9 protein-coding genes are annotated in these 15,458 nt (G+C 69.1%); 3 read left to right on the forward strand and 6 right to left on the reverse strand.

Features of this window, described 5'->3' with window-relative positions; translation table 11 throughout:
- The first annotated feature begins 145 nt into the window (after positions 1 to 145).
- The gene (hrpB, locus tag ACFVTE_RS19485) at positions 146 to 2,860 is read left to right on the forward strand and encodes an ATP-dependent helicase HrpB (RefSeq protein WP_387103226.1); all 2,715 of its coding nucleotides are present in this window, start codon (positions 146 to 148) and stop codon (positions 2,858 to 2,860) included.
- A gap of 65 nt (positions 2,861 to 2,925) precedes the next feature.
- Here hrpB and ACFVTE_RS19490 read toward each other — a convergent pair whose 3' ends face one another.
- Entirely contained in the window at positions 2,926 to 3,957 is a 1,032-nt protein-coding gene (locus ACFVTE_RS19490) for a glycosyltransferase family 4 protein (RefSeq protein ID WP_387103228.1), read from the reverse strand.
- Between the two features lie 100 nt (positions 3,958 to 4,057).
- Positions 4,058 to 6,187, reverse strand: coding sequence for a glycogen debranching N-terminal domain-containing protein (locus ACFVTE_RS19495; protein ID WP_387103231.1), 2,130 nt, complete (start codon positions 6,185 to 6,187; stop codon positions 4,058 to 4,060).
- Between the two features lie 247 nt (positions 6,188 to 6,434).
- Here ACFVTE_RS19495 and ACFVTE_RS19500 point away from each other — a divergent pair, with 247 nt between their 5' ends.
- Positions 6,435 to 8,618 carry an elongation factor G-like protein EF-G2 gene (locus ACFVTE_RS19500; RefSeq protein ID WP_387103234.1) on the forward strand — a complete coding sequence of 728 codons (2,184 nt, stop codon included), beginning with the start codon at positions 6,435 to 6,437 and terminating at the stop codon, positions 8,616 to 8,618.
- 52 nt (positions 8,619 to 8,670) lie between these two features.
- Here ACFVTE_RS19500 and ACFVTE_RS19505 read toward each other — a convergent pair whose 3' ends face one another.
- Positions 8,671 to 9,354, reverse strand: a complete 684-nt coding sequence (locus tag ACFVTE_RS19505; RefSeq protein WP_387103236.1) for an alpha/beta family hydrolase — start codon at positions 9,352 to 9,354, stop codon at positions 8,671 to 8,673.
- A gap of 138 nt (positions 9,355 to 9,492) precedes the next feature.
- On the reverse strand, positions 9,493 to 11,433 hold the full coding sequence (locus ACFVTE_RS19510; protein ID WP_387103238.1) for an alpha-amylase family protein: 1,941 nt from the start codon (positions 11,431 to 11,433) through the stop codon (positions 9,493 to 9,495).
- 197 nt (positions 11,434 to 11,630) lie between these two features.
- Here ACFVTE_RS19510 and ligD point away from each other — a divergent pair, with 197 nt between their 5' ends.
- Complete coding sequence (gene ligD / locus ACFVTE_RS19515) at positions 11,631 to 12,653, forward strand: non-homologous end-joining DNA ligase (protein ID WP_387103240.1); 1,023 nt, start codon at positions 11,631 to 11,633, stop codon at positions 12,651 to 12,653.
- Positions 12,654 to 12,719: 66 nt separating this feature from the next.
- Here the strand turns inward: ligD and ACFVTE_RS19520 are convergent, their stop codons facing one another.
- Together ACFVTE_RS19520 and ACFVTE_RS19525 are read right to left on the reverse strand one after the other, a co-directional pair.
- Positions 12,720 to 13,340 carry an L-threonylcarbamoyladenylate synthase gene (locus ACFVTE_RS19520; protein ID WP_387103242.1) on the reverse strand — a complete coding sequence of 207 codons (621 nt, stop codon included), beginning with the start codon at positions 13,338 to 13,340 and terminating at the stop codon, positions 12,720 to 12,722.
- A gap of 70 nt (positions 13,341 to 13,410) precedes the next feature.
- The gene (locus ACFVTE_RS19525) at positions 13,411 to 15,387 is read right to left on the reverse strand and encodes an amino acid transporter (RefSeq protein ID WP_387103245.1); all 1,977 of its coding nucleotides are present in this window, start codon (positions 15,385 to 15,387) and stop codon (positions 13,411 to 13,413) included.
- Between the last annotated feature and the right edge of the window lie 71 nt (positions 15,388 to 15,458).

Below are 15,458 nucleotides of genomic sequence, written 5' to 3' on the forward strand. Positions count from 1 at the left end.
GCTCCTGAGCCAGGGCAATGTTTCCCTGCACGGGCTGCGGACCGGCGGCGGCCGCTGAAGCACCGAAAGGCAAAAGGGTCCGCTTGTGCATTGCTGGCTGGGTCCCCATGTCAGGTCCCGCCGCGGCCACCGGCACAATGGAAGGGTGACTTCCGCGCCCCTCCCACAAAACGCCCTACTCGACGCCCTGGGCCTGTCCGCGCCGTTCAACCTGAAAGCAATCGGCTCCGGGCTCGTCTTTGCGGAATCGCTGACGGAGCTGGGCAATGTGCTGGGTGGGCAGGGCGAAGGCGGAGCCGCGGTGGTCCAGGCCCCGCCGGGCACCGGAAAGACGACGCTTGTGCCTCCACTGGTTGCCAACCTTGCACAGGCTGCGGCCAACGGCGGCAGGCCGCGCATCGTCGTCACCCAGCCGCGGCGGGTCGCCGCCCGCTCTGCCGCGCGGCGCCTCGCCGCCTTGGACGGGACGAAGCTGGGTGACCGGGTGGGCTACACCGTCCGCGGCGAACGGCAGGCAGGTCCGGCCACCCTGATCGAGTTCGTGACACCGGGCATCCTGCTGCGACGTCTGCTGGCCGATCCCGGCTTGGAGGGCACAGCCGCCGTCATCCTCGATGAGGTGCACGAACGCGGCCTGGAGACCGATCTCCTGCTGGGCCTGCTCGCCGAGGTGCGCCAGCTGCGCGGCGACCTCATGCTCGTCGCCATGTCCGCCACCCTGGACGCGCCGCGGTTCGCGGTGCTGCTCGGCTCGGACCCTGGCCTCGGCACGGAGTCAGGCGGGGAGCAAAGCCCGGACGCCGACGGGCCGGCTCCCGTCGTGGACTGCCCTTCCGCTCTTCACCCGCTGGAAACCGTATGGGAGCCGGCACCCGTTGCACGGCTCGACGGCCGCGGCGTGACACGTGCCTTCCTGGACCATGTGGCGGACACCGCCGCAGCGTCCTACGCGGCAGCCCTTGCCGCGGACGCCGGCACCGACGCTCTCGTGTTCCTGCCGGGCGCCTGGGAGGTGTCCCAGGTCGCCAGCCGGCTGCGCACCCAGGTGGGTCCCGGCGTCGAAATCCTGGAACTGCACGGCCAGGTCAGCCCGGCAGCCCAGGACCGCGCCGTGTCCGGCCGGAAACCCGGGGATCCCGCCCGGATGATCGTGTCCACCGGGCTCGCCGAATCCTCCCTGACCGTGCCCGGGGTCCGGCTGGTGGTCGACGCCGGGCTGTCCCGCGAACCGCGCCGGGACGCCGGCCGCGGCATGACCGGCCTGGTCACCGTCTCCTGCTCGCGGGCCTCCGCTGAACAACGCGCCGGACGCGCCGCGCGGCAGGGGCCAGGGAAGGTGGTCCGCTGCTACGACCAGAAGACACTCGGCGCGGCCCCTGCCCACCAGACACCCGAGATCGCCGTGTCCGACCTGACGGGTGCCGCCCTGATCCTCGCCTGCTGGGGTTCGCCGGGCGGCCGCGGGATGGCCCTTCCGGACGCCCCGCCGCAGGCCGCGATGGGCGACGCCGAGGAGGTGCTGGGCGAGCTTGGCGCAGTAGGGCAGAACGGGCTCGCCACGGACCTGGGCAAAGCCCTGGCGCGCATCCCCGCCGACCCCAGGCTGGGACGCGCCCTCCTGGTCGGCTCGGCGCTGCTGGGCACCAGGAAGGCTGCGGAGGTTGTTGCCGCCGTCGAAGGGGACCAGTGGGCCACGGGTGCCGACCTGCCGCGGCTGGTTTCCGCGCTCCGCTCAGGCAAGGATCCCGCCTCCAGACGCTGGGCCGAGGAGGCACGGCGGCTGGACACCCTGGCACGCCAGGCGGCGGGCGGCGTCGGGCTTCCCACGGTGGAGGTTCCAGTGCTCGACGTGTCGGCGGGAAGCGCCGAACAGGTCGGCCTGGTGCTGGCACTGGCGTTCCCTGACCGGGTGGCCCGCCGTGTCCCCGGGGACGGCCCGGAGCGCTACCTGCTGACCTGCGGCACCCGGGCCGGACTTCCCACTGGCAGTCCAATGGCCGGACATGAATGGCTGGCCGTGGCTGAGGTTGCGCGGGCGGACGGGCGGGACGCCGCCGGGACCGGCGCGGTGATTCGCGCCGCCGCACCGCTGACGGCGGACACAGCCGAGGCCGCCGCGGCGCACCTGCTGTTCGACTCGGTGGAGGCAACGTTTGGCCAGGGCCGGTTGACGGCACGCCGGGAGCGGCGGCTCGGCGCCATCCCGCTTTCCTCCACGCCGGTGCGGGCGTCCGCGGCTGAGGGCCGCGCCGCCGTCGCCAGGGCATTGGCGGACAAAGGGCTGGGAGCCATCGGATGGTCGACGGCGGCAGATGCGCTGCGCCGCCGGCTCGCCCTGCTGCACCGGGAACTTGGCGATCCCTGGCCGGACATCTCCGAGCAGGCGCTGCTGGCCCGGCTCGACGACTGGCTGGGGCCGGAGCTGGAGGCGCTGGCCGGCGGTGCCGCAACCTCCGGCATTGACCTCACCGACCCGCTGCGGCGGCTGCTGCCGTGGCCCGACGCCGCCCGGCTCGGCGAGCTTGCCCCGGAGTTCCTCGAGGTGCCCAGCGGTTCCCGCATCCGGATCGACTATCCGGCAGTCGGGGACGACGGCGGCAGGCCGGTTGTTGCCGTCAAGCTCCAGGAATGCTTCGGCTGGGACCGGACGCCATTGCTGGCCGGCGGACGGGTAGCCGTGCAGTTTCATCTGCTGTCGCCGGCCCGGCGGCCGCTGGCTGTCACAGACGACCTCGCCTCCTTCTGGTCCGGACCCTACGCGCAGGTGCGCGCCGAGATGCGGGGCCGCTACCCGAAGCACCCATGGCCCGAGGACCCCTGGACCGCGACGGCGACCGCCCGGACCAACGCCCGGAAATAGCTTGAGCGCGGAAGTGACTGCAGCGCGGAGGGACTGACGCGCTGCACTAAGTGGTGCCGAAATGACTACAGCGCGGACGTCACGCCTGTAAGCCGCGCGTACAGGGCCAGATGGGCGTCGACCATCCGCTCCGTGCTGAAACGGTCTTCGGCCTGGGCCCGGACTGTCCTGCGGTCCAGGTCCGCCGCGCGCTGAAGAAGGCCGGCAAGGTCCTCCGGCGACAAAGCCAGGTAGCCGCTCACACCGTCGTCAACGATTTCGGGGGCTGACCCCATCGGTGTGGCAACAACGGGTGTGCCGGTGGCCATGGCCTCGATCATCACCAGTCCGAACGGCTCCATCCACTGGATGGGATTGAGCAGGGCGATGGCTTCTCCGAGCAGTTCGTACTTCTCCGCGCCGCCCACCTCGCCCACGAACTCCACGTCCGGACCCTGTAGCGGCTTCACAACGTCGCGGTAGTACTGCACTTCGGCGGGTTCCCGCATTTTCGCGGCGATCCGCAGCGGAATCCCGGCCAGCTGGGCCACCCTGACGGCCTCCACCACGCCCTTGTCGGGGCACATCCGGCCAAGGAAACACGCATAGCCTCCCTGCCCGTGCCCCACCGGAACAGCGGCCACCTCCATGCCGTGGGGGATGATGGCCGCGACGCGGTCCGCCAGCAAGCTGCTGACCTGGCTTTTGGAGATGGCGATCAGGGTTGTGTCCCGGGCCGCTGCGCCGTACACGGCGGCGAACGACGGCGACAGGTCGCTGTGTATGGTGGTCACCACCGGCAGCCCCTCGGGACGGCCCCGGTAGAGCGGGCCGGCCAGGGTGTGGTCATGGACCAGGTCCACCATGCCGTCCATCCCGGCATACGCGTTGATCACGTGGCTGAGCTCCGAGGACGTGAATCCAACGAAGTCGGGTTCGGAGGAACGCATCCCGGGAAGCCGTTCCACCGGGCAGGTGCTGTCCGAGGCGGCGGCGAGCAGCACCTCGTGGCCCGCCCTGGAAAATCCCCTGGCCAGGGCGTCGACCACCAGTTCGATGCCTCCGTAACCGGCCGGGGGAATCGGGTACCAGGGCCCCGCAATCAAACCGATACGCATCCGCAGCTCCCTTGTCGTCCGGATCTACTGAGACCGATTAACTACTGAGACCATTCAGTTGTGGTTGGGACTGTCAGCCGGCGCTACTGCGCCATGATTGTCAGGGCGCCATCAGCCGCTCCAGCGGGGGCCGGGGCTGGTTGAGCACGGTCGTGCCCTGCGGCAGGCCTTCAATCGAACCCTCGCTCCCGGTGGCGCTCAGGGTAATCCGGGAATGGTCCATCTGCACGTTATCGGCGCGGAAGCTGCCGAACCCGGCGGGCAGAACCGGGGCCAGGCAGACCTCCTCGCGGGGAAGCAGGGGATCGAAGCGCAGAAGGGTCCGCATCAGGTGCACCGGCGCCGCCGAGGCCCAGGCCTGCGGCGAGCAGGACGTGGGGAAGGGCACGGGATCGGGGAAATCGTCCCGGGAGAATCCGCAGAAGAGTTCCGGCAGCCGTCCGTCGAACTGTTCCGCCGCGTCAAACAGGCCCGTGGCAATGCGCGTCGCCTCCTCGACGAACCCATAGCGCATGAGCCCGGCGGCCACCAGCGCTGTGTCGTGCGGCCACACCGAACCGTTGTGGTAGCTGACCGGGTTGTAGGCGCCCATGTCCGAGGCGAGCGTCCGGATTCCCCATCCCGTGAACATCTCCGGCGACATGAGCCGCTCGGCCACTTGGGGCGCCTTGTCCGCGTCCACGATGCCCACCCAGAGGCAGTGCCCCATGTTGGAGGCACAGGCATCCACCGGGCGCTTGTCCTTGTCCAGGGCCACGGCGAAGTATCCCCGCTCCGGGAGCCAGAACTTCTCGTTGAACTCGGCCTTCATATCAGCGGCACGGCGGTTCCACTTGGCCGCGGCCTCCTCGTCGCCCAGCTGCTGGGCAAGCAGCGCGCGTCCCAAGTAGGCGCTGTAAACGTAGCCCTGCACCTCACACAGTGCGATCGGGGCCTCCGCCATCCGGCCGTCGGCGAAGTTGATGCCGTCCCAGGAGTCCTTCCAGCCCTGGTTTAGCAGCCCGTGCTCGTTAGCGCGCTGGTACTCCACGAAGCCGTCGCCGTCGCGGTCACCGTAGTGCTCCACCCAGTCCAGCGCCCGGTCGGCGTGCGGCAGGAGCGAGTCCAGCAGGTCGCCCGCCAGCCCCCAGCGCCCCAGCTCCGCCAGCAGCGACACGAACAGGGGCGTCGCATCCGCGGTCCCGTAGTACGCCTGGCTGCCGCCGAGTGCGAGTCCGGCGGTGACGCCCAGCCGCACCTCGTGCAGGATCCTCCCTGGCTCCTCCTCGGTGTCCGGGTCAACCTTCTCGCCCTGCAGCGAGGCCAAAGTCTGGAGGGTCCCCGCGGCCAGCTTCGGATCCACGGGCAGCGCCATGTAGGAAGAGAGGATGGAATCCCTGCCGAAGAGTGCCATGAACCACGGGGCGCCGGCGGCCACCGCTGCCCGCTCCGGGTGGTCGGGATCGAAAATCCGGAGGGCACCCAGATCCTCCTGGCTGCGGGTGAGGACCTTCTCCACGTTCTTGTCCGTCACGGTCAGCCGGGGAACGTGTTCCTCCCATGCGGCGTAGCGCTGGGCGCCGACGTGCGGAGCCGACTCATGCGTGAACGGCTGCTCAGGCCCCGTGCCGTCAACCAGGGGTGTGGTAAGTACGGTGGCAGTCCACAAGCCGCGGGGGGCCAGTTCGGCGTCGAACGTCAGCGCATCCTCGGAGACCGCGGCGCCCGCGGCGCTGATGACCACGCCGCGGTGGACTCCGTTGCGGATGGCGTCAATCTGCAGGGCGTCGGCCCGGACCTTGCGGCTGTGCTCGGCGGAAGGCACCACCTTTCCGCCTTTGACGTCGAACAGGTCGCTCAGGTCTGCATCCACCCTGATCTGGATCCGGCAGGTCCGCGGCTGTTCCGAGTAGTTGTGGATCTTGATGTCGTCACGCAGGCCGGGCCCGACCTGCCGGCTGTGTTCAACCACCAGCGGGCTCTCCACCGCACCGTCGGCCCCCCGTGGCCTGCCGACGAAGACCGCCCGATAGGGCTCACGGGTCTGGCCTGACAGCGGCTCGAGAGGGACGCCGTCGACCGTTAACTGCCAGCGGGACAGAATCCGGGTGTCCTGGTAGAAGGCGCCCTGCGGCTGGCCAGGTAGCACGTCCCCGCTCTCGGCCGAGATGCAGAAGGAGGAGCCTTCCACCACGGTCACTGCTGTCAGACCGGATGATCCGGCACCGATATTCTCATTCCACGCGCTCATCGGCTGCTCCCTGACGACTAGTCGGATGGCATGGTCCGGCCTGTGCGGCCACGATACCCATCGTCCCCCTACCGTGATGACGCCGCAACGGTTATTCGCTGCCGGCCCGGCCAGGTCCGGCAGGGGCCACCGCGCCGTCGGACTCCCGGCATGGCGTCCCGACCCCTTGCTGAACAGCAGCTTTAGGTGTCGAATCTTCTTACTAAGGCCGCTTGGCGGCTTACGACTAGCACGCCGGGAGATGGTCATGTCGGCAAGAGGTACTAATGGCCGGGGCAAGGGTCCCGGCCGTGGCAGTTCCGATCTCCGGCGGGCGGACGCGTCCGCCGGAGCACCGGTGGATAAGCCGGAGAACATCCGCAACGTCGCGCTGGTAGGGCATTCCGGGGCCGGTAAGACCATGCTCCTCGAGGCCCTGCTCGCCGCCGCCGGCACCATCCCCCGGATGGGTTCCATCGTTGACGGCAACACAGTCAGCGATGCGGAACCGTCCGAGATCCACCAGCAGCGCTCCGTGGTCCTGTCCGTGGCGCCGCTGATTTACGACGGCGTGAAGGTGAACCTGCTGGACACGCCGGGCTACGGGGACTTCACCGGCGAGCTGCGGGCCGGGCTGCGCGCGGCGGACGCGGCACTGTTTGTGGTGTCGGCCGTGGACGGCATCGATGCCGCCACCACCGCGCTGTGGGCGGAGTGCGCACAGCTGGATACGCCGCGGGCCGTGGTGATCAGCCGGCTTGATCATCCGAGGGCAAATTTCGAGGCTTCCCTGGCCGCCTGCCGGCGGGCTTTTGGCCAGTCGGTGGTGCCCGCCTATCTGCCGGTCCGCGCTGATGGCACCGTCAGTGGTCTGCTGGGGCTCCTGTCCGGCCAGGTCTCGGAGTACGACGGCGAATCCCCGGAACCAGCGGTGCGGCAAGCCAGCGCCGATGAGCTCGCCGCCGCCGAGTCGGAGCGCGGCACACTGATCGAGGGCATCATCTCCGAGAGCGAGGATGAGTCCCTGATGGACCGCTACCTCGGTGGTGAGGATATCGACGTCGAGGTCCTGGTGGGGGACCTCGAAACGGCTGTGGCGCGCGGATCGTTCTTCCCGGTCCTGCCAACCTCGGCCGAGACGGGACTGGGGATCTCGGAGCTGCTGGACATGCTGACCCGGGCGTTCCCGACCCCCCTGGAACGTACTGTGCCGGACGTGACGGATCTTGCCGGCGAGCCTGCCGGGCCGCTGTCGTGCGATCCGGCCGGGCCGCTGGCCGGCGAGGTGGTGCGCACCACCATGGACCCGTTCCTCGGGCGGGTGTGCCTGGTGCGCGTCTTCTCCGGCACACTGCGCGAGGATTCAGCCGTGCACGTCAGCGGCCGCGGCCTGGCCGCGCGGGGCCATGAGGACCACGACAGCGACGAGCGCCTGACCCACCTCTATTCCCCAATGGGCGCAAGCCTGAAGCCCGTCCCGTACAGCGTTGCGGGCGACATCTGCGCCATTACCAAGCTGGGCAGCGCCGAGACGGGCGATACCGTGTCAGCGAAGGACGCCCCGCTGCTGATCACCGCCTGGGACATGCCGGAGCCGCTCATGCCGGTCGCCGTCGAGGCCGCCACCCGCAGCGACGAGGACGCCCTGGCCAAGAGCCTGGGCAAGGTGGCCGCAGGTGACCCGACCCTTAGGGTGGAACGCAACTCGGAAACCCACCAGCTGATCCTGTGGTGCATGGGTGAGGCACACGGCGAGGTGATCCTGGACCGGCTGCGCGACCAGGGCGTGAAGCTGCAGACCGTGCCGGTGGTGACGCCGCTGCGGGAGACCTTCGCCGCGCCGGCCGCCGGGCACGGGCGCTACGTCAAGCAGTCCGGCGGCCACGGCCAGTACGCCATCTGCGACATCGAGGTGGAGGCGCTCGACCGCGGGGCGGGCTTCGAGTTCGTGGACAAGACCGTCGGCGGCGTGGTGCCGAACCAGTTCATCGGCTCGGTGGAGAAGGGCGTGCGGGCGCAGATGCAGAAGGGTGTTTCCGCCGGCTTCCCGGTGGTGGACATCCGGGTGACCCTGGTGGGCGGCAAGGCCCACAGCGTTGACTCCTCGGACGCCGCGTTCCAGTCAGCCGGCGCGCTCGCCTTGCGCGAAGCGGCTGCCGCTGGCCGCATCCAGCTCCTGGAACCGGTCTCTTCCGTCACCATCAGCATCCCGGACGAGTACGTGGGGGCCGTCATGAGCGACCTGTCGTCGCGCCGTGGCCGGCTTACAGGCACGACGTCGTCCGGCGGGGACGCCACGGAAGTCACCGCCGAGGTTCCGGACGGTGAATTGCTCCGTTATGCCGTCCAGCTGCGGGCCCTGACCGCCGGCACCGGGCGGTTCCGGCGCAGCTATCTGCGGCACGAACCGGTCCCGGGCAACGTGGCGCCGGCGGCGGCGGCGAACGCCTGATAGCCCCTCGCCGGCCGGGCCGGCCGGAGCGGGAATCAACGGGCGCCGGGCCTCAGGCAGCGCTCTTGGCGCGCATAAACGCAGCAACCGGGGCCGCCAGCGAGGCACCGATGTCCTCGGCCGTGCGCTTGTTGCCGGCAACAGCAAACGAATGGTCGCCGCCCTCGCACCACTTCAGCGTCGCGGTCGGTCCGATCCGGGACACCACGCCTTCCAGCAGCTCGCGGGTGGCGAAAGTGTCGCGCGTCCCCTGCAGGAAGAGCATCGGGGCAGCCACCCCGTAGAGGTGCTCGTCCCGGAGCTTCTCCGGCTTGCCCGGCGGGTGCAGCGGGTAGCCGAGGTAGATAAGCCCGGCAGCCGGCATTCCCTCAGCCACCGCCATGGACGCCATCCTGCCGCCGAACGACTTTCCCGCCGCCCACACCGGCTCAGTGGCCCCGGCGGATTCCGCACGGGCGGTTGCCTCGGACATCGCCGCACGCCAGGTTGCGATCGCCGCCGGAGGCCGGTCGGGGAACTTCCGCCCCGCCTCGCGGTAGGGGAAGTTGAAGCGCAAGGTGGCCACGCCGTCGTCGTTCAAAGCGCCGGTGAACCCGCGCATGAACGGATGCTCCATGCCAGCGCCGGCGCCGTGGGCCAGCACGAGCGTCGCGAACGGACTGGCGGGCCGTGCGTAGGCGCCGGAGACGTGGCCGTCACCGACGGCAATGGTGATGGGAGAGTCAACGGTGGGCATGACTCCATCATGCCCGATCGGGACCTGCGAAAGCGGACGCAAAGCCGGGCGGCCGGCGTCGTCAGGCACCGTTCAGAACGCACAGCCCGGGCACTGCGGCACGGCCGCCCTCGGCCGGGATGAAGGCCGCGAAAGTTCTCAGGAAGCCGGAACCACCCTGAGCCACGCGTAATCCTGCGGCCGCAGCACAAGCCCCTCATCGATCCGCACCGGCTCCTCCGAAAACAGGTCCAGGGCTTCCGCCGCGAACCCGGACAGCGTATCCGCCGCCACCACCTGCGGCCCGTCACTGAAGTTGGCCAGGGCAAGGACCACCGTGCCCTCCCCGGGCCGTTGGTACCCCAGCACGGCGGAGTTGTTCGTGGTGAAGGGAATTAGGCGTGTGCCGGCCAGCTCGGGGGTGGCCGACCGGACCTCGGCCAGCCGCCTAAGCCCTGCAAACACAGCACCCTCAGGCGTGGCCGGATCCAGCCGCTTCGCATATTTTTCGGCAGGGAACTGCGGCCGGTGCACCCACCGGCTGTCGGCCTCATGCCCATCCTCCTGCGCATAGCCATAATCGTTAAGCTGTCCCACCTCGTCGCCCAGGTAGAGCAGCGGGATGCCGCCGGTGCTGAAGGCCACCGAGTGAGTCAGCAGGACGCGGCGGATGGCCTCGGCCGACCCGTCCTCAAGGCCGCACAGCGACGCCGTCGTGCCAGAGATGCGGCAGTCGCCGGTCCGCGGATTGTCCTGGAACGGGACACCGTGGGCGAAGCTGCCCGGGAAGCGGTTGACGTAGAACGAGTTCAGGAACCTGCGGTGGTCGAAGCCGTTGATGCCGAACTCGGCGGCGTCCTCATCGGCGAAGGTCCAACCGATGTCGTCGTGGCTCCGCACGTAGTTCACCCAGGAGGTGCCCGGCGCGATGTTGTGCCGCCGCTCCAGGGCCTGCGCCAGCAGCGACACATTGCGCGTGGCGAGGGCTTCCCACGTCAGCGCCATCTGCAGCGGATTGTAGGAGAGCTGGCACTCGGCGGGATCAATGTAGAGTGCCACTTCGTCCGGGTGCACGATCGCCTCGGATTTGAACAGCAGCGACGGCGCGGCCAGCCGGCACACGGCGTTGAATGCCTGGAGCAGGGTGTGCGCCTCCGGCCGGCTTTCGCACGACGTTCCCAGCTGCTTCCAGATGAAGGCCACCGCGTCCATCCGCAGGATGTCCACGCCGATGTTGGCCAGGAACAGCATCTCTCCTGCCATTGCCCGGAACACCTCGGGGTTGGAGTAGTTCAGGTCCCACTGGAAGGTGTGGAAGGTGGCCCAGACCCACCGTCCGTCCGGCAGCTGCACAAACGAGCCGGGGTGGTCCTCCGGGAAGATCTCACGCACGTTCTGTTCGAAGGCGTCGGGCATGGCCCTGTCCGGAAAGATCCAGTAGTAGTCGCTGTACTGCGGATCGCCCTCGGCTGCCCGCTGCGCCCACACGTGCTCGTTCGAGGTGTGGTTGAAGATGAAGTCCACCACCAGGCTGATGCCGTTGGCCCGCAGCTCGGCGGCGAGCGCCCGCAGCTGGTCCATGGTGCCGAGCTTCGGGCTGACCTCGCGGTAGCTGGAGACCGCATAACCGCCGTCCGACAGGGGCTCCGGGGCCAGGAACAGCGGCATCAGGTGCAGGTAGGTGAGGCCGAGTTCCTTGAAATAGGGGATGCGGGCGCGCACGCCTTCCAGGTCGGCCGCATACCGGTCCACATAGCAGACGCCGCCGAGCATGCGGTTGGACTGGAACCATTCGGCATTGCCCTCGCGGCCGGCGTCGAGCTCCTTCAGCTCTGCGGGCCGCTGCTTCCAGGAACGGGCGATCTCCAGCGTCAGGGCTGCCAGCTGCTCCTCGATGTCCGGCCGTGATCCGTACAGCGCACGGAACAGCCTGGACAGGTCTGGGTAGTGGCGGTCGAACCGGCGCTCCAGTGCCTTCCAGTCCCTGCTGCCCGGCTCCAGGCCGGCCTGCCCGGCCGCCATGCCGAACAGCTGGGATTCAACGGATCCCTGTGCGCCGGATGGTTCTTGGGCAGCGTCCAGACTCGGGGATTCAACCATGGACGGGTCTCCTTCGAGGTTGCTCTGCGCCTGCGGCGCCCGGTGATCTCATCCTTACAGATGGCCCTGCCGGTGCCCAGAGAGGGGGCAGAAGTTTCTGGGCGCCCGACGGCGGGACTCACCCGGGCGGTCTGCCAGCCATGAATCGCGGGACGCGTACTGCTCACGGCGCGGGCCTCGCGGGGTAGGTTGTCCCCATGGCCAGTGAACAGACCACCATCAGTGTCGACGGGCCCGACGGCCCCCGGGAAATGCGCGTCTCCAGTCCCAGCCGGGTGCTGTGGCCCGAACTGGGTCTGACCAAGCTGGACCTGGCGCGCTACTTCGTGGATGTGGGGGAGGCGTTTATCCGGGCCAACGGCGGCCGGCCGGTCGCGCTGCAGCGGTTTTCAGACACCGTGGACGGCGAGCAGTTCTTCTCCAAGAACCCGCCGAAGGGAACGCCGGACTTCATCCGCACGGTCAAGGTCACCTTCCCGAGCGCGCGCTCGCATCCCATGCTGGTCCTCGACGAGCCCGCCGCGGCGGTCTGGGCAGCGCAGATGAACACAGTGGTTTTCCATCCCTGGCCGTCCCGTGCGGACAACTCGGACAACCCGGACCAGCTGCGCATCGACCTGGATCCGCAGCCGGGTACTGATTACGAGGACGCCATCCCCGCCGCGCTCGAACTGCGGAAGGTGCTTGCCGAGGCGGGGCTGGACGCTTTCCTCAAAACGTCGGGCAACCGCGGCCTGCACGTCTATGCCCCCATTGAACCGACGCGCGAGTTCCTTGATGTCCGCCACGCCGTGATCGCTGCAGCGAGGGAGCTCGAGCGGCGCATGCCGGACAAGGTCACCACCAGCTGGTGGAAGGAGGAACGCGGCGAGCGCATCTTCGTCGACTTCAACCAGGCCAACCGGGACCGCACCATCGCCGGCGCCTACAGCCCGCGCGCCCTCCCGCATGCTTCCGTGTCCTGCCCGATCACCTGGGACGAGCTGGCGGACGTCAGGCCCAAGGACTTCACCATCCTCACCGTGCCGGACAGGCTGAAAAGGGTGGGAGACCCATGGGCGGAGATGCACGCGAACGCGGGCATCATCGACACGCTGCTGGAATGGTGGGAGCGCGACGTCAAGAACGGACTTGGCGAACTGCCGTTCCCGCCCGACTATCCCAAGATGCCGGGCGAGCCGCCCCGCGTCCAGCCCAGCAGGGCGAAGAAGCCTGAGTAGCCGGCGGCACCGCCCCGCCGGCCCGGGGCGTGGGGCCTCTACACGACCGTCCTGCCCGAACCGGCCCTACTCGAACCGGGACGGGTCGCCGGTGCCGCGGCGCACCACCTCGGCGGTGCCGCCGGAGAAGTCGACGACGGTGGTTGGTTCAGCGCCGGTGTCCCCGGACTCAATGACCGCATCCACCACGTGGTCCAGCCGCTCCTTGATTTCCCAGCCCTGGGTCAGCGGCTCCTCCTCGTCCGGCAGCAGCAGCGTGCTGGACAGCAGCGGTTCGCCAAGTTCGGCCAGCAGCGCCTGGACGAAGTTGTGGCGCGGGATGCGCACGCCCACCGTCTTCTTCTTGGGGTGAAGCAGCCGGCGCGGGACCTCCTTGGTGGCCGGCAGGATGAACGTGTAGCTGCCCGGCGTGACGGACTTGATGAGGCGGAACACGTCGTTGCCGATGTTCACGAACTGCCCCAGCTGGGCGAAGTCCCGGCAGACCAGCGTGAAGTGGTGCTTGTCGTCCAGCTGGCGGATGGAACGGATCCTGTCCAGCGCCTCCTTGTTTCCCAGCTGGGCTCCGAGGGCGTAGCAGGAATCCGTCGGGTACGCGATCAGCCCGCCCGATCGCAGGAGCTCCACGATCTGCGAGATCGCGCGGGGCTGGGGGTCCTCGGGGTGGACATCAAAGAATTTCGCCATGCGTTGAGCCTACGGCCCGGCGGCCGTCCGTGCACGCACCCCAACGCCCACACCCGGAGTTCACAAGCAGTCACCCCACGTGCACCCACGGACGCTTGGTGACATCCGGTTCGGCCTCGCGCAGGACTTCCCGCGTGACCGGCGCGATCTCGCCTTCGCCGAGGAACAGGAAGCGCAGCAGGTTCACCACCGGATTGCCCTCGGTCCAGCGGAAGTAGATGTGCGGCATGAGCCCGGTGACGTCCCGGATGTGCAGGAGGACGGAGGCGATGGTGTTCGGCACCACCGGCCCATGCACCTCCAGCACCCGGTAGCCGTGCCGCACCACGCCGTGGACCTGCAGTTCGGTTTCGAAGTCCGAGGAGTCGTCGACGATCACCTCGAGGAACAGCGCCTGGTAGTGGACCGGCAGGTGGCTGACTTCGATGGCTGACGTCAGCTTGTCCCGATACGCCTCCGCGGTCAGCCGGCGCGGCTCGTGGGCAATGATGCCGATGGGGCCGCTTTCATCCGCGGCGACGAACTCCAGGGCCGTCTGGTCGAGGCGCACGTGCGTCGCATGCAGCTCGAATGACCGCCCGATCCTGGACAGCAGCGAAATGACGATGATGCCGGCGATGAAGAACGCGGCTATGCGGATGCCCTCGGGCCGCTCAATGACGTTCGCGACCGTCGTGTAGATGAACACGAGGGCGACCAGCCCGAAGCCGGCCGTGCGCTTCCGCTGCCGGCGGCGCCGGGCGGACAGCGCGACGGCGACCGCCGCCGAGGTCATCAGCACCAGCACGCCGGTGGCGTAGGCACCGCCCTGGGCGTCGACGTCGGCCTCGAAAAGTATGGTGACCAGGAAGGCAATGGAGCCAAACACCAGCACCAGCGGCCGGACGGCCTTGGCCCACTCCGGCGCCATCCCGTACCGCGGCAGGTACCTCGGCACCAGATTCAAAAGTCCGGCCATCGCGGATGCGCCGGCGAACCACAGGATGGCGATGGTGCTGAGGTCGTAGACGGTGCCGAACCCGTTCCCCAGGTATTCATGGGCCAGGTAGGCGAGGGCGCGTCCGTTGGCCTGGCCGCCGGGCTGGAACTCGGCGGCCGGAATGAGAATTACCGTGGTGAAGCTGCTGGCGATGAGGAAGGCACTCATGATCAGCGCGGCGGTGGTCAGCATGCGGCGGGTCCCCTCGACGCGCCCCGCGGGATTCTCCTCCGTGTCCGAATCCCGTCCACGGACCTGCGGCATCACCGCGACGCCGGTTTCGAAGCCGGACAGGCCCAGCGCCAGCTTGGGGAACACCAGCAGCGCGATGGCGACGGCGACTACCGGGTTGCCGTGCGATGTCCCAAGGGCCTGCCACCAGTCCCCGACGGCGGCCGGGTGGCCCAGGGTTTCGACGGCGGCTCTTGCCACCACCACGACGTTCAGTCCCAGATAGACCGCCACGAGAACGACGGCGATCCCGATCGCCTCCTTGAACCCCCGCAGGAATACGGCAGCGAGCAGGGCCAGGAGCACGAGGGTCGCCGTCACCTCCTGCCCCTGCAGCCAGTCCGGAGCATACGGGTTCTGGATGAGGTGCGCCGTGGCATCGGCGGCGGAGAGGGTCATGGTGATCATGAAGTCCGTCGCCGCGAAGCCCAGCAGTACCAGGACAAACAGCTTGCCGCCCCAGCGGGGGAGCAGCCGCTCCAGCATGGCGATGGAACCCTCGCCGTGCGAACTCTCGCCCGCCACGCGGCGGTACACGGGCAGCGCCCCGAACAGCGTGACGGCCACGAGGACCAGCGTGGCCAGCGGGGAAATGACCCCGGCCGCGAGTGCGGCGATGGCGGGCTGATAGCCGAGGGTGGAGAAGTAGTCCACGCCGGTCAGGCACATGACCTGCCACCACGCATGCTTCCGCTCGTGCGCCATCGTGCGGCCGCCGGGACCCTGGTGGGATCCCTTGCTGTCCTGGAGTCCCAGCAGCAGCCAGCGGGAAAGCCGCTGCCTCCGCGTGTGGCGCAGCTCCGATGGTTCCGCCGGCGGGCGGCTCATGGTGGTCATGGCGCCTTTCATCTGTACTGGCGCCCGGGACATTTCGCCCGGGGCAAAGCCGAACGTAGCACCGGGCTGGA

The sequence above is a fragment of the Arthrobacter sp. NPDC058097 genome, from assembly GCF_042884885.1.
In the GTDB taxonomy this organism is placed as follows: Bacteria; Actinomycetota; Actinomycetes; order Actinomycetales; family Micrococcaceae; genus Arthrobacter.

Coding starts and splice junctions, on each gene's coding strand:
- ACFVTE_RS19510 (WP_387103238.1), bottom strand. CDS start 11,433: ATGGTTGAATCCCCGAGTCTGGACGCTGCCCAAGAACCATCCGGCGCA.
- ACFVTE_RS19490 (WP_387103228.1), bottom strand. CDS start 3,957: ATGCGTATCGGTTTGATTGCGGGGCCCTGGTACCCGATTCCCCCGGCC.
- ACFVTE_RS19495 (WP_387103231.1), bottom strand. CDS start 6,187: ATGAGCGCGTGGAATGAGAATATCGGTGCCGGATCATCCGGTCTGACA.
- ACFVTE_RS19525 (WP_387103245.1), bottom strand. CDS start 15,387: ATGACCACCATGAGCCGCCCGCCGGCGGAACCATCGGAGCTGCGCCAC.
- ACFVTE_RS19520 (WP_387103242.1), bottom strand. CDS start 13,340: ATGGCGAAATTCTTTGATGTCCACCCCGAGGACCCCCAGCCCCGCGCG.
- ACFVTE_RS19505 (WP_387103236.1), bottom strand. CDS start 9,354: ATGCCCACCGTTGACTCTCCCATCACCATTGCCGTCGGTGACGGCCAC.
- ACFVTE_RS19500 (WP_387103234.1), top strand. CDS start 6,435: ATGTCGGCAAGAGGTACTAATGGCCGGGGCAAGGGTCCCGGCCGTGGC.
- ligD (WP_387103240.1), top strand. CDS start 11,631: ATGGCCAGTGAACAGACCACCATCAGTGTCGACGGGCCCGACGGCCCC.